General features: G+C 55.6%; 22 protein-coding genes. 10 read left to right on the plus strand and 12 right to left on the minus strand.

What is annotated here, in order from left to right; genetic code table 11:
* Positions 1 to 185: 185 nt before the first annotated feature.
* A complete protein-coding gene (locus ACWORE_RS02785) occupies positions 186 to 1,925 on the plus strand; it encodes a hypothetical protein (protein WP_455302442.1) in 1,740 nt (579 codons plus the stop codon).
* 52 nt (positions 1,926 to 1,977) lie between these two features.
* Here the strand turns inward: ACWORE_RS02785 and galE are convergent, their stop codons facing one another.
* Complete coding sequence (galE, locus tag ACWORE_RS02790) at positions 1,978 to 2,970, minus strand: UDP-glucose 4-epimerase GalE (RefSeq protein WP_455302444.1); 993 nt, start codon at positions 2,968 to 2,970, stop codon at positions 1,978 to 1,980.
* A gap of 636 nt (positions 2,971 to 3,606) precedes the next feature.
* On the opposite strand from galE, the gene ACWORE_RS02795 reads away from it, so the two are divergent.
* Positions 3,607 to 6,063, plus strand: a complete 2,457-nt coding sequence (locus ACWORE_RS02795) for a neocarzinostatin apoprotein domain-containing protein (RefSeq protein WP_455302446.1) — start codon at positions 3,607 to 3,609, stop codon at positions 6,061 to 6,063.
* Positions 6,064 to 6,250: 187 nt separating this feature from the next.
* Here ACWORE_RS02795 and ACWORE_RS02800 read toward each other — a convergent pair whose 3' ends face one another.
* The 3 genes from ACWORE_RS02800 to ACWORE_RS02810 are packed head-to-tail and all read right to left on the minus strand — an operon-like array spanning position 6,251 to position 9,215.
* On the minus strand, positions 6,251 to 7,018 hold the full coding sequence (locus ACWORE_RS02800; RefSeq protein WP_455302448.1) for a heme ABC transporter ATP-binding protein: 768 nt from the start codon (positions 7,016 to 7,018) through the stop codon (positions 6,251 to 6,253).
* 38 nt (positions 7,019 to 7,056) lie between these two features.
* Positions 7,057 to 8,148: a FecCD family ABC transporter permease gene (locus ACWORE_RS02805; protein ID WP_455302450.1), complete on the minus strand. Its 1,092-nt coding sequence runs from the start codon at positions 8,146 to 8,148 to the stop codon at positions 7,057 to 7,059.
* A complete protein-coding gene (locus ACWORE_RS02810; RefSeq protein WP_455302452.1) occupies positions 8,145 to 9,215 on the minus strand; it encodes a heme/hemin ABC transporter substrate-binding protein in 1,071 nt (356 codons plus the stop codon). Before ACWORE_RS02810 ends, ACWORE_RS02805 begins: the two co-directional genes overlap by 4 nt.
* 365 nt (positions 9,216 to 9,580) lie before the next feature.
* Between ACWORE_RS02810 and ACWORE_RS02815 the strand changes: the two genes are divergently transcribed.
* Positions 9,581 to 10,180: a neocarzinostatin apoprotein domain-containing protein gene (locus ACWORE_RS02815; protein ID WP_296135745.1), complete on the plus strand. Its 600-nt coding sequence runs from the start codon at positions 9,581 to 9,583 to the stop codon at positions 10,178 to 10,180.
* 85 nt (positions 10,181 to 10,265) lie between these two features.
* On the opposite strand, the gene ACWORE_RS02820 is transcribed toward ACWORE_RS02815, so the two are convergent.
* The 5 genes from ACWORE_RS02820 to ACWORE_RS02840 form a co-directional block, all read right to left on the minus strand.
* Positions 10,266 to 10,940 carry an iron dependent repressor, metal binding and dimerization domain protein gene (locus ACWORE_RS02820; RefSeq protein WP_455302454.1) on the minus strand — a complete coding sequence of 225 codons (675 nt, stop codon included), beginning with the start codon at positions 10,938 to 10,940 and terminating at the stop codon, positions 10,266 to 10,268.
* 172 nt (positions 10,941 to 11,112) lie between these two features.
* A complete protein-coding gene (locus ACWORE_RS02825) occupies positions 11,113 to 12,093 on the minus strand; it encodes a sigma-70 family RNA polymerase sigma factor (RefSeq protein WP_455302456.1) in 981 nt (326 codons plus the stop codon).
* 380 nt (positions 12,094 to 12,473) lie between these two features.
* Complete coding sequence (gene dtd, locus ACWORE_RS02830; RefSeq protein ID WP_455302457.1) at positions 12,474 to 12,950, minus strand: D-aminoacyl-tRNA deacylase; 477 nt, start codon at positions 12,948 to 12,950, stop codon at positions 12,474 to 12,476.
* Positions 12,947 to 14,548 carry a DUF7782 domain-containing protein gene (locus tag ACWORE_RS02835; RefSeq protein ID WP_455302458.1) on the minus strand — a complete coding sequence of 534 codons (1,602 nt, stop codon included), beginning with the start codon at positions 14,546 to 14,548 and terminating at the stop codon, positions 12,947 to 12,949. Before ACWORE_RS02835 ends, dtd begins: the two co-directional genes overlap by 4 nt.
* 170 nt (positions 14,549 to 14,718) lie before the next feature.
* Positions 14,719 to 15,192, minus strand: a complete 474-nt coding sequence (locus ACWORE_RS02840) for a DUF3099 domain-containing protein (RefSeq protein ID WP_296135736.1) — start codon at positions 15,190 to 15,192, stop codon at positions 14,719 to 14,721.
* Positions 15,193 to 15,337: 145 nt separating this feature from the next.
* Here ACWORE_RS02840 and ACWORE_RS02845 point away from each other — a divergent pair, with 145 nt between their 5' ends.
* Together ACWORE_RS02845 and ACWORE_RS02850 are read left to right on the plus strand one after the other, a co-directional pair.
* A complete protein-coding gene (locus tag ACWORE_RS02845; protein WP_012731701.1) occupies positions 15,338 to 15,577 on the plus strand; it encodes a DUF3039 domain-containing protein in 240 nt (79 codons plus the stop codon).
* A complete protein-coding gene (locus ACWORE_RS02850) occupies positions 15,574 to 17,301 on the plus strand; it encodes a DEAD/DEAH box helicase (RefSeq protein ID WP_455302460.1) in 1,728 nt (575 codons plus the stop codon). Before ACWORE_RS02845 ends, ACWORE_RS02850 begins: the two co-directional genes overlap by 4 nt.
* A gap of 138 nt (positions 17,302 to 17,439) precedes the next feature.
* Here the strand turns inward: ACWORE_RS02850 and ACWORE_RS02855 are convergent, their stop codons facing one another.
* Entirely contained in the window at positions 17,440 to 19,248 is a 1,809-nt protein-coding gene (locus ACWORE_RS02855; protein WP_455302462.1) for an RNA polymerase sigma factor, read from the minus strand.
* A 455-nt stretch (positions 19,249 to 19,703) separates the two neighbouring features.
* Entirely contained in the window at positions 19,704 to 20,459 is a 756-nt protein-coding gene (ppgK, locus tag ACWORE_RS02860) for a polyphosphate--glucose phosphotransferase (protein WP_455302464.1), read from the minus strand.
* 168 nt (positions 20,460 to 20,627) lie between these two features.
* Here ppgK and ACWORE_RS02865 point away from each other — a divergent pair, with 168 nt between their 5' ends.
* On the plus strand, positions 20,628 to 21,593 hold the full coding sequence (locus ACWORE_RS02865) for an inositol monophosphatase family protein (protein WP_455302466.1): 966 nt from the start codon (positions 20,628 to 20,630) through the stop codon (positions 21,591 to 21,593).
* 230 nt (positions 21,594 to 21,823) lie between these two features.
* On the plus strand, positions 21,824 to 22,120 hold the full coding sequence (locus ACWORE_RS02870; protein ID WP_041628833.1) for a DUF4193 domain-containing protein: 297 nt from the start codon (positions 21,824 to 21,826) through the stop codon (positions 22,118 to 22,120).
* A 158-nt stretch (positions 22,121 to 22,278) separates the two neighbouring features.
* On the opposite strand, the gene ACWORE_RS02875 is transcribed toward ACWORE_RS02870, so the two are convergent.
* Positions 22,279 to 22,788 (minus strand): DUF3093 domain-containing protein, encoded by a 510-nt coding sequence (locus ACWORE_RS02875; protein WP_406604625.1) that lies wholly within the window; start codon positions 22,786 to 22,788, stop codon positions 22,279 to 22,281.
* A 221-nt stretch (positions 22,789 to 23,009) separates the two neighbouring features.
* Between ACWORE_RS02875 and dut the strand changes: the two genes are divergently transcribed.
* The 3 genes from dut to ACWORE_RS02890 all read left to right on the plus strand — a co-directional run bounded on the left by dut (position 23,010) and on the right by ACWORE_RS02890 (position 25,314).
* Complete coding sequence (dut, locus tag ACWORE_RS02880) at positions 23,010 to 23,528, plus strand: dUTP diphosphatase (RefSeq protein ID WP_296135722.1); 519 nt, start codon at positions 23,010 to 23,012, stop codon at positions 23,526 to 23,528.
* A 129-nt stretch (positions 23,529 to 23,657) separates the two neighbouring features.
* Positions 23,658 to 24,635, plus strand: coding sequence for a DUF3710 domain-containing protein (locus ACWORE_RS02885; protein WP_455302469.1), 978 nt, complete (start codon positions 23,658 to 23,660; stop codon positions 24,633 to 24,635).
* A complete protein-coding gene (locus ACWORE_RS02890) occupies positions 24,619 to 25,314 on the plus strand; it encodes a DUF3159 domain-containing protein (protein WP_455302471.1) in 696 nt (231 codons plus the stop codon). The genes ACWORE_RS02885 and ACWORE_RS02890 overlap by 17 nt, the downstream gene beginning before the upstream one ends.
* Positions 25,315 to 25,319: the final 5 nt, after the last annotated feature.

A 25,319-nucleotide genomic window follows, 5' to 3' on the forward strand; every position in this document is an offset into this window, starting at 1 on the left:
ATCACCCCGTATCGACACTAGTTCACAATAATAGTGGTGGGCACGGTATCTTCCAGTGCTCTTTGGGAGGCCGTGACCGATGGTGCTCTACCAGTTATCCACAGGGTAATAGTTATCCACAGCGTGCGCAGTTTTGCCCTCGTCTCGGCGGTGATGGTGCGACATTAATTGCCAAACTAGCGGCCATGACAGATTGCCATTCCTCGTGTAGCACCGGTACGTCCGACGTGTTTTCCATTTTTGCCCGTCCCCGCCCATCCTCTGACACCGTCGGCGCGGTTCTAGGAACGTTGCCACGGATCCTCGGAGAGAACTCAACCAACAAAAACCTGATCCTGATCGGTGACTCCCGCTGCGAAAACTGTGGTGGTGCCAAGACATCCGCTGGCCAGAGAGAATCTTCGTCAGAACGAATGTCTAGCGGAGCGTGTGTACTCGCGGCTCCAGTTGATAACGCAGATAGCTTCGACCGTGCGCTGGGCTCCCTTGATATCCCTCTCTCGTCAGCATGTTGGTTAATTGTCGACGAACCTGGGGCCGTCGATCTTGTGGCGTCGATGATGAAGGATGGCCAATCCGGGAGGTCCTCTCTCAATCATCGACGACGGGCGACGGCCACGGGAGCAGTGAACGCCGGGCTGCCTGGTGCGACATTCACATCTGCTCACGTCACAAAGCAAGTGGGCGGCGATGGTCTTAGCGCGACCGTGACTGTCGATGATCACACTGAAAACGGATCTGCGGACACGATCCGAGCCATCAACACCATTATGTCGACGTTGTGGGCGAAAGGCGTTGAGGTCACAGCAGTCGTTGGCGTTGACACGCTACGGGCGGGACAGCCATTTGCCGTCATGTCTTTCGACGCAGGCGGCCATCTCGACACCGGGCGCGTTGGCCACGGCGAAGCTCTGAAAAGCTGGTTCTCTGACCTCCGTGCTAGTACGGATTCGTCGTTGCCGAACAGCGACGCGGCCAGCATTCTTGACGCCGACGAATCGGTGCTGCCTTTTCCGCCCGAGGCGGGTAATGAAATTGCTGAAGAAGCGCAGCTCAGCGATATCTACATCCGCGAGTTCATTAGTCACTTCACCGATGGTGCCGAATTCGACCCCGATCTGAACATGGATAGTGAATCTCCCAGGGGCGAATACACCGCTTGTCCATGGGAGACCGGACATCGTTTCAACACGGCTTTCGGTAGCGACGAGCGTCTAGACAGTAGTGCGCTGATGTCACTGTGCCTTGATAGCTTTCGAGATTTCATCACCCTGATCGGCGAGATAGCCGAGGACATTGCTGCCAGTGCATCATCAGAAGGACAACAGCCCGATTTTAGTGATCCCGTTGTGGCTCAACGTTGGATTCGAGCTCTCAATACTGGCAGTTTGCGGGACATCAGCCATGGTCTTCGCTATTCGCCACTACGGCATACCCTTCGAGATATTTTCTTGAGTGCAGCCCAGGCCTTCCCATCCCAGTCGCGTTCATTTGCCCTGTGTATGTGGGGGATCATGGATCGGAATGAACATGAATCCTTGGCAGGGGTGGCTTATCGTCGCGCTTTACAGGAACAGAAATTCGACGAAAGAGCGTCGTTGCCTTATTCGCTCCTCGCTCTTCATCGTGGGCAGAAAACCGATTCTGGTATCGCGCTGTTGACCGCGTTGAGCGTCGAATCGCTTGATGATCTCGTGACTACTGTCAACGCCCTCGCCGCCCGTGGTGTCGATGTCACGAGTGAACGAAAAGTGATAGACACGCTCCTCGGAGCGATTGATGTCGACGCCATCATCGACGAATTCCATAAGTTCCGCTTCGAGCCGTGGGCATCAACACTGTCTGAGGGCGTACAAGCAGCTCGGCGTTTACAGCGGTGGAGCCACGATCCCGTCGAAGACAACGCAAAGGCTAGGAGAGAGTGACGCGGCCGCATGGTGTGCGCGTTATGTATGGCGTCGTCTAGCTGCGTGCTCTCTATGACGTCGCCTTGGGCAAAGAATGCGCACGATCTCCGAGCGATTGAGCGAAGTCCCACGCTGTAGACACAATGGTCTCGAGGTCAGTATGTGTCGGATTCCACCCGAGTTCGTGATGAGCTTTGTCGCTGGACGCAATAAGAATCGCGGGGTCGCCGGCCCGTCGGGGAGCAATATCCGCCGGGATCGGATGGCCAGTCACTTTTCGACACATCTCGATGACTTCACGGACCGAATACCCGTCGCCGGATCCGAGATTGTAAATCCTGTGCTGACCGGGCTTGTTGGTTTCAAGCGCCAGGAGGTGAGCGTCGGCAAGATCCTTGACGTGAATATAGTCCCGGATGCACGTGCCGTTTTTCGTCGGCCAGTCGTCGCCAAAAATCTTCACTCCATCGCGGTGGCCTAGAGCTACTTGAAGAATAATGGGAATGATGTGGGTTTCGACGGGGCGGTTTTCGCCTTGACCGTGGTAGGCCCCGGCCACATTGAAGTAGCGCAGCGATGTTGCTCCCAAGCCGAAGGCGTGGGCGTACGACGTGATCATGTGATCGATAGCGAGCTTCGTCGCACCATACGGGTTCGTCGGCCGCGTGGGGAACTCTTCAGTAATGGGAACTGTCTCCGGTTCTCCATATGTGGCCGCGGTGGACGAGAAAACCAAGTTGTTCACATGCGAATGGCGCATCGCGTCCAGGAGGGTCAATGTGGTCACAACATTGTGGTGCCAATAATCTTGAGGCCTCTCAACAGATTCGCCGACGAGCGAGCGGGCGGCGAAATGTGCAACGCCGTCAAACTTTTCGTCAGCGAGGACATCTGCGGCGACATCGCGGACATCTCCGCGGACAAAGTTTGCACCCTCGGGAATAAGGTCGGTGTTTCCCGTCGTGAGATCGTCAATAACGGTGACGGAATGGCCCTGTTCAAGCAGCACTTTGGCGACGGTGCCGCCAACGTATCCTGCGCCGCCTGTTACGAGAATCTTCATACTGTTCTTCACCTTTCGTACGTGGTGGTTAGTCTCAGTCTGTTTATTTGTATCTACGGAGCACCCAGTTTTCACGCGACGTGCCACTGGCTAGGCCTATGCGTACGTTCACTGCAGGGGAACGGGGCCAGTCGCCGTCGTCGGGTGCCGTGTGGCGTGGGTCCTCAGTCTAGCCCTCATATGAATGGCACACGCTTCCGACAAACTGAGAAGTCGCTGATGTTACTCACAACACGAAGAGGACAACTCTTTAAACACTTACCCCCTAAAAAGGCTGAGAGAAGGGCGCGAAAACTGGCCTTTTACGCCACATTGTTAACACGTGCCCCACTAATCGCGTGGTTATGTGATCATTTTCATTTCCGCCCGATCGAGTGCGAAATAGTGGGGAGGCACAGGGCAGAAAAATATTGACTTAACAGCAAGTAAGCTTTACCTTCATATCAGGATAGATGCGTAACCTTGGCTGTCATTTGCATGACTGAGCATGGGAAGTGATAGCCATGGAACGCTACTTCTTGATGCACCAGCGTTCCCTAACGACGCCCTCCCTTACATCGGATCGGTTAACGGGACATCGTCGTGATCGCAGCGCCGGGCGAGTTCGAAATGCCCCCTCGATTACCTGGAGAGTTCATGCTTCCCACCGGAGATCACTCCGAGACCCACGCACCCAGTGGCTCACGCAACACGAGTAAGAAAAAGCATGGTCGTACCGCGGCTCGTGCCCTCGTTGCCTCCTTGTCAACGGTGTCTATCATTGGGATGGGTTCAGCTGCTGCCCCTGCTGCGTCGGCAGTTGATTTGTCTTCGTTGAGCGACGCGATCAATGACTTGGGATTCCCGGGGTCGCCTGATCTTGGCCGATTCCTCAATAGTGGTGGGGGAGATGAACAATCCCAATCACCGACGCTGACTCTCGATAAAGATAAAGACATCAGTGGTGGCGATACTCTCAAAGCGACGGGTAAGGGTTACAAGCCTGGTGAATCTATTTACGTCACCCAGACAATCGAAAAGCCCGCGTCCGGATATCCAAAGACTTACGGCAAAGCGGTCAAGGTAAAAGCCGATGACCAGGGTAATTTCACGACCGACTTGACCGTCGATACCAAGTTTAGGGACGTCGACTGCACCACCACCCAGTGCTATGTCGCGTCATTCACCGCATTCCCGAAGCTCTTTGACCGCTCCCAGGACGCGTGGACACCCATTAGTTTCCGTAACGGAAGCCCGGTCACTGTTGACACAGAGGGCGGTCACTACGGCGATGGCGGCAGCGACAACAGCAATTCCGGCCAGGATAATGGCGGCAATTCCCAGCCAAACTCCGGCTCCCTGGGCAGCACATCAAGCAGCGGAGCAACTGTCTCAGTAAATAAAACCACTAACCTCAATCCGAGCGGAGATACTGTTCGAGTTGAAGGTAAAGGGTTTAAAACTGATGGGCCTGGAATTTATGTAGGTATCGCCCAGGATGATCAGTTCAGCACCACTAATCCCGACGCCTTTGGCCCCGATACGAAGTGGGTCTCGAAGAGCAAGGGTAATCTGAACGACGATGGTTCCTTCTCCATCGATTTGCCCGTCAGCTCGACCTTCGGTAACGCGAACTGTAAAGACAACCACTGCTCGATCTTTACACTTGCTGCACACGGATCTTTTGATAGGAGCCAGGACACAGCAACGCCTGTCTCCTTCAAAGGTGGGGTAGCCAAGAAGGAAGACGGAGCTGTGACGCCCCCCGCTACCTCCGGCGACGGGGCAGCATCGGGCGGAAATGACAACGGCCAGGCCGCTCCCGCAGCGAACCCAGGTGGAAACGGGCAGTCCAGCAACGGAAACTCAGGCTCTGCTGCTCCCCAGGGAGGAGCGCCTGCCCAGTCAGCACCGGCACCCACCGGGGCACACTCCTCGAGTGGCGCGGCGGTCACATTGTCGAAGACTCAGAAACTTAACCCGAGCGGAGACACGATCCGGGTTAGTGGTCAAGGGTTCAAGACCAGCGGCAATGGTGTTTATGTCGGGATTGCCCAGCAGGATCAATTCAGTACGACCAATGCTGATGTCTTCGGTCCCGGTACGGTGTGGGTCTCCAATCAAAAAGGCAACCTCAATTCTGATGGATCATTCTCTGTTGATCTTCCCGTGTCAGCCACATTCGGAAGCGCGAATTGCCTGACGAATGCGTGCGCGGTGTACACCTTTGCCGCACATGGGTCGAGCGACCGTAGTCAAGATACGGCCACACCGGTTAGCTTTGCGGGTGGAGTTGCTGCATCAAGCGCACAGCAGGCAGCACAGTCTGTTGCCTCAGGTGTTAGCCGGAGTGGCGGCTCGAGTTCAGGCAGCTCAGGTTCGGGCAGCTCGAGCGGCGGATATGGCCTCAGCCAAGCTTCGGGCGCAAGTGGCACGTCGGGTCAGTCACGCAGCGGAGCGCGAGTTTCGGTATCACGAACCACGATCTCTCCGACCGGAAAAACTCCTGTTACGGTGACCGGCCAAGGCTTCAAGACTGGCGGCAACGGCGTTTATGTCGGGGTTGCCGAAAAATCGAAGTTCTCCTTCACGGATGCCTCTGTTTTCGGAGCGACCAACTGGGTGCGGCCACAGCAGATTTCGTCAAACGGATCGTTCAGCACCACGCTGAACATCGAGCCCATCTTTGATGGCGGTAACTGCATTAAGAACCAGTGCGCTATCTTCACCTTTGCAGCACACGGTTCGACAGACCGCAGCCAAGACACGGTGACAGACATTACGGTTACCGGTACTCAGCAGGAAAAAGAGTCCGCGGTGAAGGCGGCCGAGAAGAAGGCTGAGGAAAAGAAGAAGGCAGAAGAAGCGCGGAAGAAAGCCCGCGAAGCCAAGAAGAAGAACAAGAACTCTAAGGGTTCTAAAGATTCCGACGGCGACCAAGCCATCGACTCCGAGAACACGAGCTCAGATCACGGATGGCTTTACGGAATTATCATCGGCATCCTTGGCACACTCGCCATCGTGTTTGCTGCACTATTCGGCATCGAAAAGCGGAGGAACTCCGCAGCCCAGCAGCCGAATTCGTCCAATGATGACAGTGCAGACAACGAATAGCTAAGCCGGCGTCCATGGGATCATCCCATGGATAGCAGCAGCTTGTGACTTAGCCCCATCTCATGGTTTGTACCGTGAGGTGGGGTTCAGTTATACCTGCCGGAGCCATCTCCGCCGCAACAGTGGTGCTCACAGCAATCACGAGCCGTGCCAAACACCGACCGTGCGCGATGGTTGTGGGAGAAACTTATTGTGTCTTTCTCAGCGGGACAACAATGGGGGAGTCATCCGGCCCGCGAAAAACTTGCATCGGACAGCCGTAAATGTTGCTCAGCAACTCGGGCTGTAATACCTCATCGGGGTTTCCGGATACGGCCACCCGGCCGTGGTCAAGGACAATGATGCGGTCACTCCACGCTGCAGCGAGGGATAAATCGTGAAGAACGATCCCCACTGCGGCACCGTTCTTAGCCCGGTGCCGGCAAATCTTCATGACATCTTCTTGATGGCGAATATCGAGCGCAGCAGTTGGTTCATCAAGGAGGATTAACGGAGTGTTTTGAGTAAGAACTCGAGCCAAAGATACTCGAGCTTTCTCACCACCAGAGAGGTGATGAAACTCGCGGGAAAGAAACTCACGAACGCCAGTCTCTTCGATCGCGGTATCCATTGCCGCAGCTGCCTCGTCGGCAGTCTCGGTTTTGGCCCAGGGCGCACGCCCCATCGCAATGGTCTCGCCGGCGGTAAAGGAAAAACCGACGGTGTTCGATTGCGTCAGTACCGACCGCAGTCGGGCTAAATCAGGCGCAGATGTCGTCGATACGTTGTGGTCTTCTATCCGGACCGTTCCTGAATCAGGAGTGAGATCGCCAGCAGTGACGCCCAATAATGTTGATTTACCAGCACCATTCGGCCCGACGATGGCAACAACTTCTCCTTGGCTGATCGATACATTAACTGCATCAAGAACGACGCGTGATCCTCGGCGTAAGGACACTGACTCAAGAGATAGCATGGACAACCTTCCTAACGGATCGTTCTTGGTCGTGGACGCTAGCGCCATGCGCCTGAGTGGCCACGCGAACGACGGAGTAGGTAGAAGAACACGGGACCACCAATAAGCGCTGTCAGCATCCCTAGAGGGAGGTCACCACCGCGAATAGCCGTCCGGGCGACGACGTCGGCAATGGTTAGTGTTAGCGCGCCTCCCAATGCCGAAGCCGGTATAAGAATCCGGTGGCCGGGGCCGACGATGAGCCGAAGAGCGTGAGGGACAACAAGTCCCACAAATGAAATGATGCCGGTGAAGGCCACACCCACCGCAACGAGCAGGGAGACAATAACGACGATCGACGCGCGAAGACGCTCAACATTGACCCCTAGGTGATGGGCCTGACTTTCACCCAAGGAGAGTAGGTCGAGGGGTTTAGCCAAAGTCCAGGCCAGAAGGCTGACTGGAATAGTGACGATGCAGATGATCCCTGCGGCTGTCCACGATGAGCCCGCAATAGACCCCATTTGCCAAAACACGATCTGATCGCGAGCTGCATTATCCGCAATAAAGGTAAGGAACGCGATAATACCGCCGGCCATGGCATTGGTTGCGACACCTGTCAGAATGAGAGTGACAACTTCGCTTCGGCCATTCCGTCGGGACGCGAAGTATATAAACGCGGTAGTACATAAGCCCGCAATGAAAGCCGCGAGCGTGACCATCCACGGGCCGAGCCCCTGGTGAGCTGCGGTTGTCGATGCCCCCAAAGCAATGGCTGCGGAGGCCCCGATGGCTGCTCCAGAGGACACACCGATGATGCCCGGCTCAGCCAGCGGGTTAGAAAACACGCCTTGCAGAAGAACGCCTGATACTCCCAGGCCTGCACCCACAATGGCTCCCACGACGATTCGCGGGAAGCGGACGTACCATAAGGCGGCTTCGGCATTAGCGTGATCGGGGCCGTCTAACCAGGATATTCTCATGGAGTGGAGCAACGATCCCAACACCTGAGTGGGGGTTGTCTCCACCTGCCCGGCGGTGGCTGACCACACCAGGTTGATGGAGAGGAGAGCGATAATCGTTGGGAAGAAGATGACGGTCGCGACAACTCGCGTTTGATGGAACGACTGTGTGCGTGAGCGTTTCATCATGACCGACGCTCCAGGGCCTCAGGTGTAGCGTTTGAGGACGGCGCAGTTGACGACGGCGACTTCGAGTTGCCATACAAAGCCTGAGCCATTGCTGTGATCACGTTGCCCGCGTCGGGGCCGAACGATAACAGGTGAGAGTCGGGGACAGTCAGCACGCTGTTATGGGCCCCGGCTGGAGTCTGATCAAACCCAGGAAGCTTATGGAGGCCGTCCAAGCCTCCAATGGACTCAAGCCCTTCCTTCATCACGATGATCGTATTGGGTGCAGCCTTGACCAATGCTTCTGATGTCAGGTTAGTAAAGGCCTTGTCTAGCCCGAGCCCCTCACCCGCATCGACGCCACCGAGGGATTTAATGAGGTCAGGTGCCCCAGACTTTGGCCCGGCGATCATCGACACATTCGTCCCACGTAGGTACAGCATGATCATGCGACGATGATCAGACTCTGCCTGGGCCGCTTTGCTTGCGGAATCAATACCGTTGCGCACCTTCTGCGCTGCTTGGTTGCCAGCATCCTCGTCACCTAAGGCACGTCCGATCTCCTTCATGAGGCTGTCTGCGTTATCAAGGTTCCTGTCTCGATCGGTACGCACAACTGTGATCCCGGACTTTTCCAATTGACGGAAAACGGATTGGGGTCCGATTGTTCCGTCGGTGAAAATGACGTCGGGATTGAGGTCAAGAACGGCCTCCGCATTAATAGAGTGCCCACCCGGCGTTACCAAAGGCAGCTTCTGAGCCGACGGAAAATCGGTGGAGATATCTCTTCCGACGAGTTTATCGCCCATGCCCATGGACCACAGAGATGCTGCCATAGCCCCGGAGCGGTCAATACCGAGAATACGATCAGCCTTTTTCACCGTGACTTTCTTGCCTTGCGACATCGTTTCCGCAGGAAGATTCGGTTTAATCTGGGCAAGGATTTGGGGATCACCAGTATTTAATGACGCATTGACGAGCCCTTCCGCATGGACTGGGTGAGCCGAACTATCCGACTGACTGGACGACGATTCTCCGTCACGTGACGGGACGTCGCACGCGGTGGTTGTTAAACCAATGACGAGCATGGCGCCCACGAGTATGGTTAGGGGTTTGAAGGGGTGGCGGCCAGCTTTACAAGGGCCGGCCGATAAGAAACCTGAGGGGTAATGCAAGGTCACAGCTTTCACGCGCAACGATCAGTACAGAGATCGTGGAAGAGTCGAACTACAGACAAAACTGGAAGCCTGAGCCTCCACGTCGAGGCTTTAGCTTACCTATAGGTGGGGTAGAGGAAAAGGCCACACCACCCTTATGCAGTGAGGGGGTGTTGACGTGTGCGTTAAGATGCAGAGATGTAGCTAAGTTATTTGTCTTAGCCGACGGTTATACTTTTCTTGTATAAGGTTAACCACGGTACGACTTTACGAACCCTACGAGGGAGCCCTCCGCGATGAAACACAACACTCATTCCACTCGACCGGCACGAACAATGGGTATGCGGGCCGGTGCACTCGTCGTCACTTTGGGGTGTGCACTCGGAGTGGCTGCGTGCTCCAATGATAACGACTCGAATGATTCATCATCCGGTGCAGCATCTGCCGCTAAGTCGAGTGGTCAGTCCGCCAAAGCTAGCGACACTGATGACAGTGCAAGCACAGAAGTCACCGGAACCGATGACATCGTCGTTATGAAGGTGTCGCAAGCAAAGGATCTGCGGGACGGGCAGCAAGTCACGGTAGATGTTAAGGATGCGGATCCGGACATGGGGTATTACCTCGCCCTGTGTGCGAAAGAGCAAACCGGAGATGTTCCCGATTGTCTGGGGGCTCACGGGGATCCGAATGCACAAAAGTGGATCTCTAACGAAAATGAGCACGGAGCCATTCCGGACGATGGCTCGTTCAGCGAAGAGATCACCGTCAACCAGAAGAATGTCAGTACTGGTGGAGACGAGATCGACTGTAAAACCCAAGAGTGTGTCATCAAGCTATTCGGTGACCATAGCAACGGGTTCGTCGATGTAGCGGATATTCCGGTCACTTTCCAGTGATGGATATGTAAGTTTTCATCGCAAATATGAAAGTAGGGTGGGGAGCTCGATGGCGCACCACCCTACTCAGTTTCTACCTCTGTTTTTACTCAACGACGATAGCGTGGGCCAAGCTGACAGGAATGGCCACTGTTTCATCACCAACCGAGACCGTGGCATTGCGGTCATTAACAACCGCGTGAATCTTCTTGCCAGGGACAATTCCGGCGTTCCGTAGGTTTGCCATCACGGCGGAATCGGACTGGAGTACTTCGTTAAACATGAGGATCTTCGCGGTGACGAGTTCATTGCGAGCAAGATCCGTGAGTCGTTTGCCCTCCATCTGCGGTTCACTGCCATTGACCCCGAGCTGCGGAAGTCCCGGAATCGGCGTTCCGAAGGGGCTGTGAGTCGGAGCATCAAGGACATCGTAAAGACGGCGCTCAATGTCGTCACTCATGACGTGTTCCCAACGACAGGCTTCTTCGTGCACTTTCTCTTTAGGAAGCTTAAGGGTAGTAGATAGTAAACACTCTGCTAAGCGGTGTTTACGCATAACCGCGATCGCAACCTGGCGGCCTGCGTCGGTAAGTTCAAGGTGGCGGTCTTCCGCGACGCGGAGGAGTCCATCACGTTCCATGCGAGCTACCGTTTGGCTGACCGTGGGGCCTGATTGTTCCAAGCGTTCCGCGATGCGCGCGCGCAGGGGAGTGATACCTTCTTCATCCAACTCATAAATAGTCCGGAGATACATCTCGGTGGTATCGACGAGATCCTTCATGATGGACGCCTTTCCTCAAGTAGTTCGATAAATAAGACGACGGTACTAGTTTTTACTTTACCCTTAACATAAGAGCCCCGGGAAATATTTCCCCGGGGCATTATTACCCACTTTCGCTGACAATAAATGTGGGTACGCTAAAAGCTCGAATGCGAGATAAGCATCTCAGCACTTAAGCATAAGACCGCAACTTATCCGCATGCTCTCCCTTTCGGAGCTTCGCCATGACCTCACGTTCAATTTGGCGAACGCGCTCACGAGAGAGCCCAAACTCGCGACCAGTCTGATCAAGAGTCCGGGGGACACCGTCGTCGAGACCAAAGCGGAGACGAATAACGTCTTGCTCCCTCTTCTCTAAGGTCGCCAAAACAGTCCTGATGTCGGAGTGGCGGAGAGATGCTACGACGGCTTCTTCCGCATCAGTTGCTTCGGAGTCCTCAATGAAGTCGCCCAGCGGTGCCTCTTCATCCGTTCCGACCGGCATGTCCAAGCTCACCGGGTCGCGGGACTGCTTCAGAAGAAGATCGATCTTTGATTCGTCGATACCAGACTCTTCCGCGAGCTCCTCATTGGTAGCTTCCCGGCCCAAGTGCTGGTACATCTCACGCTTAATGCGGGAGAGCTTGTTCACCTGCTCGACAAGGTGGACAGGAAGGCGAATTGTTCGGGACTGGTCGGCCATTCCGCGGGTAATGGCTTGTCGAATCCACCATGTCGCGTACGTCGAAAACTTAAAGCCCTTGGTGTAGTCGAACTTTTCGACGGCGCGAATAAGGCCCAAGTTCCCCTCTTGAATGAGGTCGAGGAGAGGCATTCCGCGCCCCGTGTAGCGCTTCGCTAATGAGACAACGAGTCGGAGATTGGCCTCCAAAAGGTGAGCTCGCGCAGCGCGCCCGTCTTTAGCAATAGCCTTGAGATCCCGCTTCTTTGCCGGTGTGAACTGCTCGTCAGATTCAAGGAGATGTTGTGCGTAGAGGCCAGCTTCAATCCGTTGCGAAAGCTCAACTTCGTCTTTCGCGTTAAGAAGTGCGGTACGGCCAATTCCGTTGAGGTAAACCCGAACTAAATCAGCTGAAGGATTTTCATTGTTGTTGGCCCGCCGGCCAGGATCACCATTAACTTCGGTTGTCGTACTGACGTGCGCTTCGTCCATGTGCTGGCTCCTTAACTGCGCTCGGTGTCGCGATAGCGGTGCAATGTGACGGTCGGTTGGGACGGGGTGGCGATGTGGACGTATGTCGTCGAACGCCACCTGATTAACGTCCCTACGGAATGTCGAGCTGTCACGATCGCATTCAGTTAGTCCAACGCATGGGTCGGTGAAAAGGTTCCATATGCAGTTTTCCGCACGGCTCTTGGTCGCCGTTAAGAGCGGATAGGCATCGTGTGTGACGGGGTTTGAAGTCACATGAGTGTGATTTACGTCCGCAAAAGTGCTGGTAAACGCCCTATACGCCAGAATTGACTCTCTCGCTTCCACCTACCCCTATTCGGGGTTGCTGGCGTGACTGGGCTTCCATGGTGATTAACCGACTACGAGCGATCTTCACTCGGAATATCGACGAGGACGGTGAACGGGCCATCGTTGACCGATTCGACGGCCATATAGGCGCCGAACACGCCCGTATCGACGCTCAGCCCACGGTCGCGAAGCTCCTCTACGCATGTGTTGAAGATGGGTTCAGCCTCGGCCGGTTTCGCCGCAGCAGACCACGACGGGCGTCGGCCATGGGAAGTATCACCCATCAAGGTGAACTGTGACACAACAAGTATGGGCGCATCGAGGTCGAGCGCAGAGACCTCAGTCGGGCGCCCCTCAGACGTCGAACCCTCAAAGATCCGAAGTCGAGCCAGCTTTTCCGCCATAGCCCGGGCTGTGGCCGAGGTATCTCCGGTGGCTACCCCAATGAGAACAAGGATCCCTCCCACATCCGAGTCCGGGATTGATCCAACCACTGAATCATCAACAACAACGGACGCGGAACGAACACGCGTGACTACGGCTTTCATTCAAGATCTCCAGGTATAACAAGCCCGTGGCGAATGGCGTCGACAAGAATAGGGAGAAATTGGTCAGCCAGGTTCTGGGCTTCTGTAGTAGGGGTGACGAGTTCGGCGATCTCGCACACACCGCGCGCCGACAATCCATTCGGATCTAAACCGCGAAGGATGCGCAGGACATTCTCGTCGATCTCGTGGGAGAAACGTGGCCCGTCGGTCCGCGTGACTCGCGTGACGACGTCGGTAAACGTGGAGTCCGCCTCCGGCTTGGCGAGAGAAACCTTTTCCAGGGCTAGACCGGGCCTGACACTAAACCGACTGTCCAGGATCTCGTCGGAAGTACGCTCATCAAGCCAAGCGCAGCGTCGGAAATATTCCTCAATCTCCGGGCCGAGAGGGTCAGTGTACGGCTGAGTGAATTCCTCACACACAACCTCGGAGTTTTTCTCAGGATCAATCGGAGTCAGCGCGATAAAACCAATGCCGATTCCTGTCACGCCGGCCTGATCCATATAGTCAATCCACGCCTCTGATTGCGATCGGCCCAGCTCACTGCGAGGATCAAGAGACTCATCCTTGATCCACGTGCCCACATAATGCAGGGGATCGACGCAATCACGCTCCAACACCCATGCACGATAACCATGGTCCGGAATCCACGACGCAACCCGCGCTTGCCAGGCCTGATCATCTGAGTGAATCCACGCGCCCAAGACGCATGCCTGACCATGAGCGGCCAGGTGCTCCGGGATACCGCGGACGAGCTTAGCAGTGGCGCCATCGAGCTCCATTCCAGAATCGCGATACACGTGGCGCAACGTCGGTGGACCCACCACAAAAGGCGGATTCGCGATGATGCGATCGAATGTCTGAGCACGGACGGGTTCGAACCACGAGCCCTGCTTGAACTCCACCTTCGTACGTGACTCGGCGCTCGAAACAACGTCGGCTGCAGCGCACGTAGCTTCAGCGAAGAGGAGCGCGCGCGGGCTGACGTCTGTTGCCGTCACCAAGTGGGCTCGTCCCCACTGGCCCATAATTTGAACACCGGATCCGGTCCCTAAATCTAAAACTGAGCCGACGTGGGACGTACCCGTTGCCTGAAGAAGTGACCGCGACGCAGCACCCACGCCCACGACGTGGTCGGGACCGGCCGAATGATCAACCATCGAGGCGTCGGCATCGCTAAAAACGAGGAAGTCAGAGCTTTCCGACGGGCCGACGTGCAGTGGGCGGATATCAATTGCAATGCGAAAACGCTGTGGATCTGTATCGGTTTCGTCGACGATGACGCCGGCGGAGAGAGCGTCGGTGAAGAAACTGTCGCCGAAAGTGTCGACGAACATGTCGCGCGGTTGTGGCTCGCGAAGAATGAGTAACCGAACCGCGCGGGCGAGGCGGTGATCATGCTCATTCGGGGCTTGGTGCTCAAAGCGATTGCAGGCGAAAGAAACAGCGGCGGGTTCGTGCCGATCCAAGGCTGCCAGACCATCATCGCCGAGAACACGGTGTAAGCCCGACGACGAATAGCCGAGTTCTTTCAGGCGTTTCGCGAGGGATGTGGCGCAGCGCGGCAGCTCGGAGATATCAGGTAGCGTGCTCACCATTGTGGCCTGTTCTCCAACCTTTCATCAGAACGAGAAGCACCTAAAGCACATGGAGCGCTCACGGTGCGAGCGGTTAACGTACGGGCACTTAAAGTGCGGGTAGATCACTAACAATCGTAAGTGAGAATCCTAAGTGAAAAGATGTAGATAGCGCACCCTGCGCTGGACTATTACTGGGTCGTGTTGGGATCAACGTTATTCCGCTCGGCCTCGCCAGGATCAACATCCACCGTCGTTGTCCTTGATTCAGCGGCTGCCTCTGATTCATCTGAGTCACGTGAGGCAGCTTGTTCACTCCCGGCGACTAACTCACGGGCGCGTTCTCCGTCGACAAGACCGTGAAATGCGTAATAGGCGTCTCTATTCACGGCAGGCTTGTACACCTGTGGCTTCCTCGGATCGTGCGTTTCACCCACGGCATTAGCTATCACGACCGCGATCCATGGAAGGGGGACAGAGATCACAGTAAAAATGGCCGCCAGTACCAAGTTGTGCAACAGCATGTACGCCAATGCGGCGAGCAAGAGGAACGGGATACGCGATCCCTGCAAGACGGCATACTCACGCCGCCTGCGGTGCCAATCCTCAACTGGCGACCTCTGGGCGTCGGTAATAAGTGCGACGTGCTTGCGTCGGTGGAACATACTTCCCACCGTAGCCCCTCGACTGCGATCACGAAGCGTTAGCGGTAGGGTAGATAGCTCCTAACCGGCAATCTGGATTCCCGGACATCGCATGGGATGGCTCGGGACTCTCCACCTGACTTGACGTATAAGGCATGATTGAACCGTGACAACACCGCAGACAACCACGATTGAACGCACCAAGACCGAAGAACAAACAACTGATTCGGACACACCAAAGTATTTCCACTACGTGAAGAAAAACCAGATAGTGGAATCAGCTGTGAATGGTAATTACGTGGTGGCATTGTGTGGGGAAACCTTTCCCGTCACCAAACAAGCCAAGCCGGGTTCGCCCGTGTGCCCGGAATGTGAGCGCATTTATCGGGGGCTGCGCCGACGGTGAAACTCCGCGAATGGCAGCAAGCTGCGCTCTCGCAGTACTTTGACGCAGATCCAGACGATTTTCTAGCAGTAGCAACGCCGGGAGCAGGCAAAACAACCTTCGCGCTGACACTTGCTCGGCGCCTCCTTGATCGGAGAGCTGTCAACCGCATCATCGTGGTTGTCCCCACGGAGCACTTGAAACATCAGTGGGCCGACGCCGCTTCGCGGATGGGGATTGCGCTGGATGCCAACTTCACGAACTCGGCGGGGACCCTCAACCCCGTTTTTGACGGGATGGTCGTGACCTACGCTCAGGTCTCGATGCACCCGTTTAAACACAACTCCTTGGCGACGAGGAAAAAGTCTCTGGTCATCATGGACGAGATCCACCATGGTGGGGATGCGAAGAGTTGGGGTGACGGAATCCGCTATGCCTACTCCGATTCCGCGAAGCGCCTTGAGCTGACGGGTACGCCGTTTCGTTCCGACGATGCTCCGATCCCGTTTGTGCGGTATATCGAAGACGGAGACGGCCATCAGGTCTCCCGGGCGGATTACACGTATGGGTATTCGCACGCATTGCGGGACGGTGTTGTGCGTCCCGTCGTGTTCATAGCGTACTCCGGGGAAGCGCGGTGGCGGGACAGTGCAGGGGAGGAGTTTGCAGCCAGGCTAGGCGAACCCCTCAGCGCCGAGCACACGGCTAAAGCGTGGAAAACTGCTCTTGACCCCAAAGGGCAGTGGATTCCATCGGTGCTGCGTGCCGCCGATATCCGTCTCAAAGAGTATCGACGTGCCATTCCCGACGCTGGAGGACTAGTCATAGCCACGGATACGAAGACGGCGCGTGCTTACGCGAAGATTCTTGAGCGCTTGTCGGGCGAACCGGTGACTGTTGTTCTGTCCGACGAGCCCGGATCCTCTCGTAAAATCGAAGAGTTTTCTCGGTCCACGGAGCGGTGGCTTGTTGCAGTTCGCATGGTGTCAGAAGGCGTCGATGTGCCTCGCCTCGCTGTCGGCGTGTATGCGACGTCGTCGTCGACACCTCTATTTTTTGCGCAGGCTGTTGGCCGATTCGTCCGAGCCCGTGTCCCCGGTGAAACAGCGTCAATTTTCTTGCCATCGATCCCGGTGTTGTTGGACTTGGCGTCTCAGATGGAGGCTGAGCGCAACCACGTTTTGGGTAAACCGCATCGGCCCAATGAGGGTTGGGATGATGAATTGGTGGCGCAAGCTAACCGAACCGAGTCCGAACCGGATGATCTTAAGAAGTACGAGTCGCTTGGCGCAGACGCGGAACTTGACCACCTTATTTATGACGGTTCATCTTATGGCACGGGGACATTATCGGGGTCCGAAGAGGAAGCGGAGTACCTGGGGCTTCCGGGTCTGCTGAATGCGGACCAGATGAGGCAGCTGCTGCAAAACCATCAGCAAGAGCAGTTGAAGGCTCGGGAACGAGAAAAGAAGAAAGCCGACGAAGCACGGCGGCGGTTCCACGATCCGCGCGAGGGTGAGGGGGACGACAATCGCCACAACCTCGATAGCAGTCGCGGTGTCATTGACGATCTTCCCCGTCTACGGAAAGAACTTAACGCGTTGGTATCGATTTCTGCCGCGCGAACCGGTCGTCCACATGGACAAGTACATAACGAAGTTCGGCAGGCATGTGGGGGACCGCAAACAGCGTTATGCACCGCTGACCAGCTGCGGAGCCGAATTAACTATCTACGCAAGTGGTGATCTGCGTGGCGCTCAGCCGTCGTGCATTACCTGCACGGACGGGCACATTGAGTCTTGATATACATTGTCGCCCGCATCATCCCGTGGGATTTGGGTGCGGGCGACACTAGGTAAAGTGCGCGGGCTAGTCTGCGCAGACTAGTCGAGATAATCCCGGAGAACCTGCGAACGTGACGGGTGACGCAGCTTCGACATTGTCTTCGATTCGATCTGACGGATGCGCTCGCGGGTCACGCCGTAGACTTGGCCAATCTCATCCAACGTTCGTGGCATCCCATCTGTGAGTCCGAAGCGAAGCCGAACAACTCCTGCTTCTCGCTCGGTCAGGGTCTTGAGAACATCCTGGAGCTGGTCTTGGAGGAGGGTGAAGGAGACCGCGTCAACAGCCACAACTGCTTCGGAGTCTTCGATGAAGTCACCGAGCTGGCTATCGCCTTCGTCGCCGATGGTCTGGTCTAGAGAAATCGGTTCGCGAGCATACTGCTGAATTTCCAGGACTTTGTCCTCGGTAATGTCCATTTCGCGGGCCAATTCCTCGGGGGTTGGTTCGCGGCCCAGGTCCTGCAAAAGCTCGCGCTGGATACGACCAAGCTTGTTAATAACCTCCACCATGTGAACGGGGATACGGATTGTCCGAGCTTGGTCAGCCATCGCGCGAGTAATGGCCTGCCGAATCCACCACGTTGCGTACGTAGAGAACTTGTAGCCCTTCGTGTAGTCGAATTTTTCGACGGCACGGATCAGACCTAAGTTGCCTTCCTGAATCAGGTCGAGGAAGGCCATTCCACGGCCTGTGTAGCGCTTTGCCAAGGACACGACAAGACGAAGGTTGGCCTCCAGCAAGTGGTTCTTCGCTTTGCGACCATCACGAGCGATAGAGCGGAGGTCTCGCGATTGCGCCGGGCTGAGCTTGGTGTTGCTCGCCTTGAGCTCCTCAAGCTTGTGGTTCGCGTATAAACCAGCCTCAATACGCTGCGCGAGGGATACCTCTTGCTCTGCGTTAAGCAGCGCGACCTTACCGATTTGTTTCAGGTAAGCGCGGACGGAATCCGCGGAGGCTGTCAGCTCAGCATCTTTCCGCGCTTGGCGAAGCGCTGCCGATTCATCTTCGTCCCACACGAAGTTGCCATTGTCGCTGTCGTCATCGTCATCATCGTCGTCAGTTGACGAATCATTAGTGCGCTTAATGGGCGAGCTCGAGTGGTCGTCGTCCATCTCATCCTCGTCCAGTCCCGACTCGTCATCTAAGTCGTCACTGTCCAGGTCATCATCGTGATCGAGATCGTCGTCATCGAGATCATCATCCAGGTCGGAGTGATCCATATCGATGTCATCGTCATCATCGATATCATGCAGCTCGAAAGCGTCCCCATCGTGATGGAGATCAGTATCCGCACCATTCGACGCATCCTGATCAGGATGTTTGTCGACAACCTGATCATCCGACGTGATTACGTCGGCATTCTTCTCGGCCGCCGTGTCCTTAGTCGACTTACGGCTTGCGGAGGACCGCTTATTGGCGGTCTTCGTGGTCTTTTTCGCAGCTGATTTCTTCGCCGCCGTTTTCTTAGCGCTGGATTTCTTCGTCGTCGTCTTCTTAGCTGCAGTCTTCTTTGCAGCAGTTTTCTTGGCGGCAGTCTTTTTAGCCGCGGTTTTCTTGGCCGACGACTTCTTAGCTGCTGTCCGCTTGGTTGCCTTCTTCGCGGTGGACTTCTTCGGAGCAGCCTTTTCCTGGGACGAGGAAGAAGGCTCGTCCGCAGCTGCCGACGTATCTTCGTGGAGGGCGGATGATGCCGAGGCCTGCTTCTTGGCTACCTTATTCGCAGCAGTCTTCTTCACTGTGGCTTTCTTGGCCGCGGTCTTCTTAGCCGCGGTCTTTTTCGTGGCCGCTTTTTTGGCTACAGCCTTTTTCGGTGTTTCAGTCATGCCTGTTTTCGCTGTCTCCACTATCGCTTTGCCCCTTCACCGTCATTAAACCTTGTGCGCGCCGTGGTTATTCCTAGAGTTCCATGAAGACTCGGTTCCTGGCCGACAGAGGCGGTCTCCCTATCTTGCGATCTCCCGATTGACGTCAATGCGACTACTCGGGGTTGCTCGATAATGTCCACATGGCCCTTCCTGATCGATGAAGATTTCGATTGGTGCTGCGCACAGATTTGACTGTTTCCGCATCTCAAGCGCTGGCGCCTACCCCAGATAGCGCGTCGCCGTCGCGGGTTGGTCCCGCGAGATGGTGATTGACGATCGCGTCACACGCCCAGGATGTAACCTGAGCGTAATGAAGGTGTATGGCAGCCAGAGTCACTCATGTGCGCAACGAGCTGGATCGACCGCCCAGTATAACCTACGTACCTCGCTCCACGTCGAGCGGCTCCGACTCTGTGTCCTTAAACGTATGTACTTTATGGGCAAATATGGTCACGCGCTGCCATCGCCGCGCCTACAATTCCGGCTCGGTTGAGAAGCTCAGCCGGCACGACTGTCGTTTCGCATGTCAATCGTGGAATCCATTTTTCATGCTTGCGTGATATGCCGCCCCCGGCCACAAACGTCGTGGGAGAAAAGAGTTTTTCGTACTCTTTGAGTACTCGGTCCACGCGTTTTGCCCATTCTTTATATGACAAGTCTTTGCGCTCTTTGACAGCAGAGGAGGCACGTCGTTCAGCTTCCTTACCATCGATGTTTAAATGACCTAACTCACTATTGGGATACAGTTGCCCGTTAATGAGCAAGGCGGAGCCGATTCCTGTACCAAAAGTCAGGAAAATGACCGAGCCTTTCCGCGCAATAGGGTTCCCGTAGGCCACCTCTGCTATTCCTGCAGCATCCGCGTCATTGAGGACAGCGATATCTCGGGTTGGCCCAATATGGCGATGAAAGAGCTCCGACACGTCGGTATCGATCCATGATTTGTCGATATTTGCCGCGCTACGAGCTTGCTGCTGTTTCACAATGGCGGGAATGGTAATCCCAACAGGGCCCGTCCATTCTGTCTGTTCAACGATCTGACGGCACGTGTCAGCAACAGCGTCGGGAGTCGACGGCTTTGGTGTAAGAATCTTGATTCGCTCTCCGACGAAAGTCCCGTTATCGAGATTAACAATTGCGCCTTTTACTCCGCTTCCGCCGACGTCTATACCAAAGCCGTAATTATTCATAACTTCGATAGTAGCGGATTTCATGACGGCAACTCCGGATGAATTCGACGATCGAGCCGTTATCGGAGGAATTCTCCCGAGGAAATGGCGGCGTGCGCCGTGCCGTCGTCAGTGGAACTGGGGGATACTGGGCTGCAGCAAGGGGCGAAAATGGTTACCGTGGTTCGTATGACTTCTCCAGAAAACTACGCCGAAAGCACCAATGATCCTTCGGATGCCAACCCACAATTAGCAGATCCGAACACGTCGAACCCATCCACGTTGACCGATGAAGCGAGCTCAAAGCTTAATGTGGCCCTGTCAGTAGCCATTGCTGCAGGACGACATGTGCGTGACCAGCGGGCAAAGATCGCTGACCTCTCCGCTTCGGTAGCTACGAAGTCATCCGACAACGATCCGGTGACAGAAGTAGATACATCGACCGAACAATTAGTCCGGCGGTTATTGTCGACGGTCCGGCCCAACGACACCGTGTTTGGCGAGGAATCGGGCGGAGAACTGCCTGAAGAAGGAACTGTGTGGGTCGTCGACCCGATCGACGGCACCGTCAATTTCCTGTACGGGATACCTTTTTACTCGGTGAGCTTAGCTGCGCAGGTGAATGGCGAAACTGTTGCCGGGGTTGTTGTCGATGTCGGGCACGATCTGACTTACTTCGCTTCACGCGACGGTGGTGCATACGTGCGGAAGGGGGCCTTGGAACACGAGACCACCGAGCCCCGCGTCGTCGCGTCTGATAAGCAGCTATCGGTATCGCGTAAACACGATTTGTCCCACGCTCTCGTGTCTACGGGCTTTGGTTATACAGCTTCTCGACGGCACGTGCAGGGGACAGTGGTGAGCGCGATGCTTGAGACGGTCCGCGATATCAGGCGGCTAGGTTCAGCGGCCCTGGACTTATGCCATGTCGCCGAGGACAGTGTCGATGCACACTACGAGCATGGGTTGAACCTCTGGGACTATGCGGCCGGTGCTCTTATTGCTCGTGAGGCCGGTGCACGCATTTCTGTGCCTCAGCGGACGAGCCCGGGGAGTGACGGTGAGTTACTGATGGCGGCCCATCCTGATCTTTTTGACGAGCTTAAAGACGGGTTAGCCCGAGCAGGTGGACTCGATCCAATACCGTCTGAGTAGTAGACGAAAGCAAGCCCCGGGGGTGGGGGAGTAGAAGACGCCAAAATTCCCCCTCCTCGCGTCTTTAAATTCCAGTTGGTTCATGCCCTCTGAACAGCTGTTTTGTGAATTGAGCCGGATGTAGCAGACCCGTGAAACATGGCGCGGCCACGTAGGACGTGACAATGCTAAGAAATTGGTCTAAAGTGCGCGTCCGACCGGCAGTTTCATCATTTCGGAGGTCGCTTGACATGCCCAAGGACTATGACGCCCCTCGTGGGGACAGGCAAGATTTCGACACAGACTCGCTTGAAGGACTTCAAGCAGCTGAGAATAAAAAAGGACCAGTGGACGATACCGACGATGGCGACATCGTCGAGCCTATCGATCTCCCTGATTTCGACTATTCCAATGAAGAGATTTCGGTCGATGTTGTGCCGAAGAAATCAGATGAATTTACCTGTGGCGTGTGCTACCTAGTTCAGCACAGGAATCGGTTGGCCTACACCGAAAATGACGGCACAATGGTGTGCCGCGATTGCGCTTAGTCGCTGACCTTTCACAGACCCGTCAGCGGTAGCACTTTGGTTACCGCCGTGCGCCGTCGCTACCACGGTACGCTGAGTTGACGGCCCAGCATGCCCACACGCCTGCGTGAATAACGGGCGATCCTGAACGTAATCCGTCGTTTAAGCCCCGCTAAAACTTAGTAGATGGGCCGATCCAGCGCTTCGAGAAGTGCGTCGGGGTCCTTGGTACTGATGAGCCAATATGGCGTCGGATCGTGCGGATCATTCAGCACCAACATCACCATCTCGGGCACCCAGGCATGGGAAGCGACATAAGCCTCCGGGTCTAATTGCCTTCCCATAGCGGCGCTTTTTGCTGTGGCAGGAACGGCAAGTGTTCGCTCGATTACCGACGCCGGAAGTTTCGCTGGTCCCACATAGAGCCAGCGCTCCCCGTGAGACGTTTTCTCAACCCGTATGACGTTCCCCGATAGGGAAATGAGGGACCATAACGCCGCCGCCCCAAAGACGATCGCTCCGATGAGTGTCCAATACCAGGGGCGATTGAGCCCTAATTCGTAGGACAGCAGCACAACAAGGCCCAGAACAGCAACCCACCAGTAAAACGGGATCCACTGGCGCTCTCGGTACAGAACGTCGCCACTGCGGGTTGATTTCTGTGAGGGAGTATCACGCTGTTCATTCACAGCTCCCTAGTCTAGCGTGCCTATATTTTCACTCGCGGTTTTGTCGTCTCCTGTGTTTTTATCGTGAAGCCTTGATGCGCCTTTATGTGGATGAACCGCGGATGAACAAAGCAATGACCAGTAATAACGGAAAGATGAGCCACAACATGGCATCACCCAAGCTCTTAACCTACGTCGATACGTTGAGCCGATGACCTGAGTCGGCGAAAACGCTAATGGTTATGTTCGTCCGCCGCTCGGTTAGTCTAAAAGACGTGACTAAGACACCCAGTATTCGCGTACAACGACTAGATACCGGCCTTGATCTTCCGCGACGCGCTCATCCCAGCGACGCGGGAATTGATTTGATGTCGACCGATGATGTCGTACTCCAGCCAGGTGAGCGGAAGCTGGTCGGAACTGGTATCGCACTTGGTTTACCGGTAGGAACGGTGGGGCTCATCCATCCCCGGTCCGGGCTAGCGCTAAAAAAGGGACTCTCAATCGTCAATACGCCGGGCACCATCGATGCCGATTATCGAGGCGAAATCAAGGTGTGTCTGATCAACCTTGATCAGCATGAAGCGGTCACCATTTCACGGGGGGACCGGATTGCTCAGCTTGTCGTCCAGGAAGTTGTGCTGAGCGACGTCGTCGAGGTTGACCATCTTGATGAGACAGAACGAGGCCAGGGCGGCTATGGATCGACGGGCGTTGGAGCTACAGATGGCGTAGATCATGCTCTACGATCGCAGCAGTAGAGACCTTACGTTCCAGGCAGAGAAAACGAGTAATTAATACGAGCAGTTCAGAGCAATGCTCAGAAAAATAAGGCGATCACGCTCTCGTCAATGCCGCCATGACATTAATTCTGGGTAAGGAGTTTGCCTATGTGGCCCTTTGGGAAGAAAAATAAGCAACCCGACGAAACTAATGAATCGGATTTTCACACTAATTCACGCGATGAGCGCAATGAATTTAGTGATGAAGGACCTGATACCACCGGTAATAACGGCCTGTCCGGGGCAGCACCCTCAGATTCGACGTTCGATGTAATGGGGGGCGAATCGGGTCCGTTCGATTCTCGACGCGAAGATCTCGATCGTTTTGACTTCAGTGACTTCGCCAAGGGGGACATCGACCTTGGGTCGCTTCTTGTCCCGATCCCTCATGAGGCTGAGATCCAGGTGGAGGTTAGCCAGGAGGGGCCACGCGCTGTTCACGTTGCCAGCCCATATGGCCGTGTGACGCCAGTTGCTTTCGCTGCTCCTCGTTCCGGGGGTCTGTGGGAAGAACAGCTGAACGAGGTTGAACAGCAGATCACTAACGATGGACTCGAATCTCATCATGAGTCTGGCCCGTGGGGAATAGAGATTACCGGTGTTGGGCCCCATGGAATGATGCACATGATCGGTGTCAATGGGCCCGGGTGGATGCTACGGCTGACAGCAGTAGGGCCAGAGGAGTCTCACGATCAGTTGGTCGCCCTCACGCGTGGGATCGCTGCTCGTACCATTGTGAAACGAGGCGACGGCCCAATGCCGGCTGGTGAAACGCTTCCTGTCGCCTTGCCCCAAGACATGGTTCAGGAGCTTCAGAAGGCAATGGCTCAGCGTGCCGCGGAAGTCCAGCGCGCCGCCCAGGCTCAGCAAGCACAAGAGAACCCTCAGAGCGCAGCGTCGTCAGGGAATAGTGCCGACGATTCCGCGGGCTTCCCAGGCGGAAACCAAGAATCATCCGATGCGGGGCAGGAAGGTGCTGATTCAGAGAGCGCTGGCCGTCGTCGTTCAACTGGCGGTGAGGCCTCCGCGCGAATGGAATCCGCGATGGATGAGCTCGACCGTGAAGAAGATGATGACAAGTACTGAACGACGCCAGATCAAACAGCAAGACCAGTCGGCCTCGAGTGATAGCCCGACTCTTCTTGAACAGCTGGGCGGGATTTCCGGTTTAGTGTCATCGACTGTGCCGATTCTTGTTCTCGTCCCGGTGAATTCGTGGTGGGGGCTCACTCCGGCTTTGGTCTCCGCACTGGCGGTTTCACTTCTGATTTGTGTGTGGCGCCTTGTTCGGCACGAAAACATGCAGCCTGCCATATCCGGCGTCATGGGTGTGCTTATCGCTGCGGCCATTGCGTGGTACGTCGGTTCCGCTAAGGGCTACTTCCTGTACGGGATCTGGTACTCGGCTGTCGTGGGGCTGGTGTTTTTTATCTCCTGCCTTGTCGGTTGGCCTGCTGTAGGAGTGATCTGGCGCGGGCTCAATGGTCGCGGTATGCGATGGCGTAAGAATACGTCGGAACGCCGTTATTTCGTTCTTGCGACCATTGCGTGGGCCTGTGTTTTTGCGGCACGGTTCTTCGTTCAGAATCATCTTTACGGATCGTCGACGACGAATATCCTGGCCGTCGCACGGATTGCGATGGGGTGGCCGCTCACTATCCTCGTCATGGTTGTGACAGTTTGGGCGGTACGCAGGGCAGATGCAGTCAAGGACGATGACGCAATCGACGAAATCGATCAAACGGCTTCCGATACAGACGAGTGAGGTAG

The organism is Corynebacterium sp. c7Ub_26 (assembly GCF_053760365.1).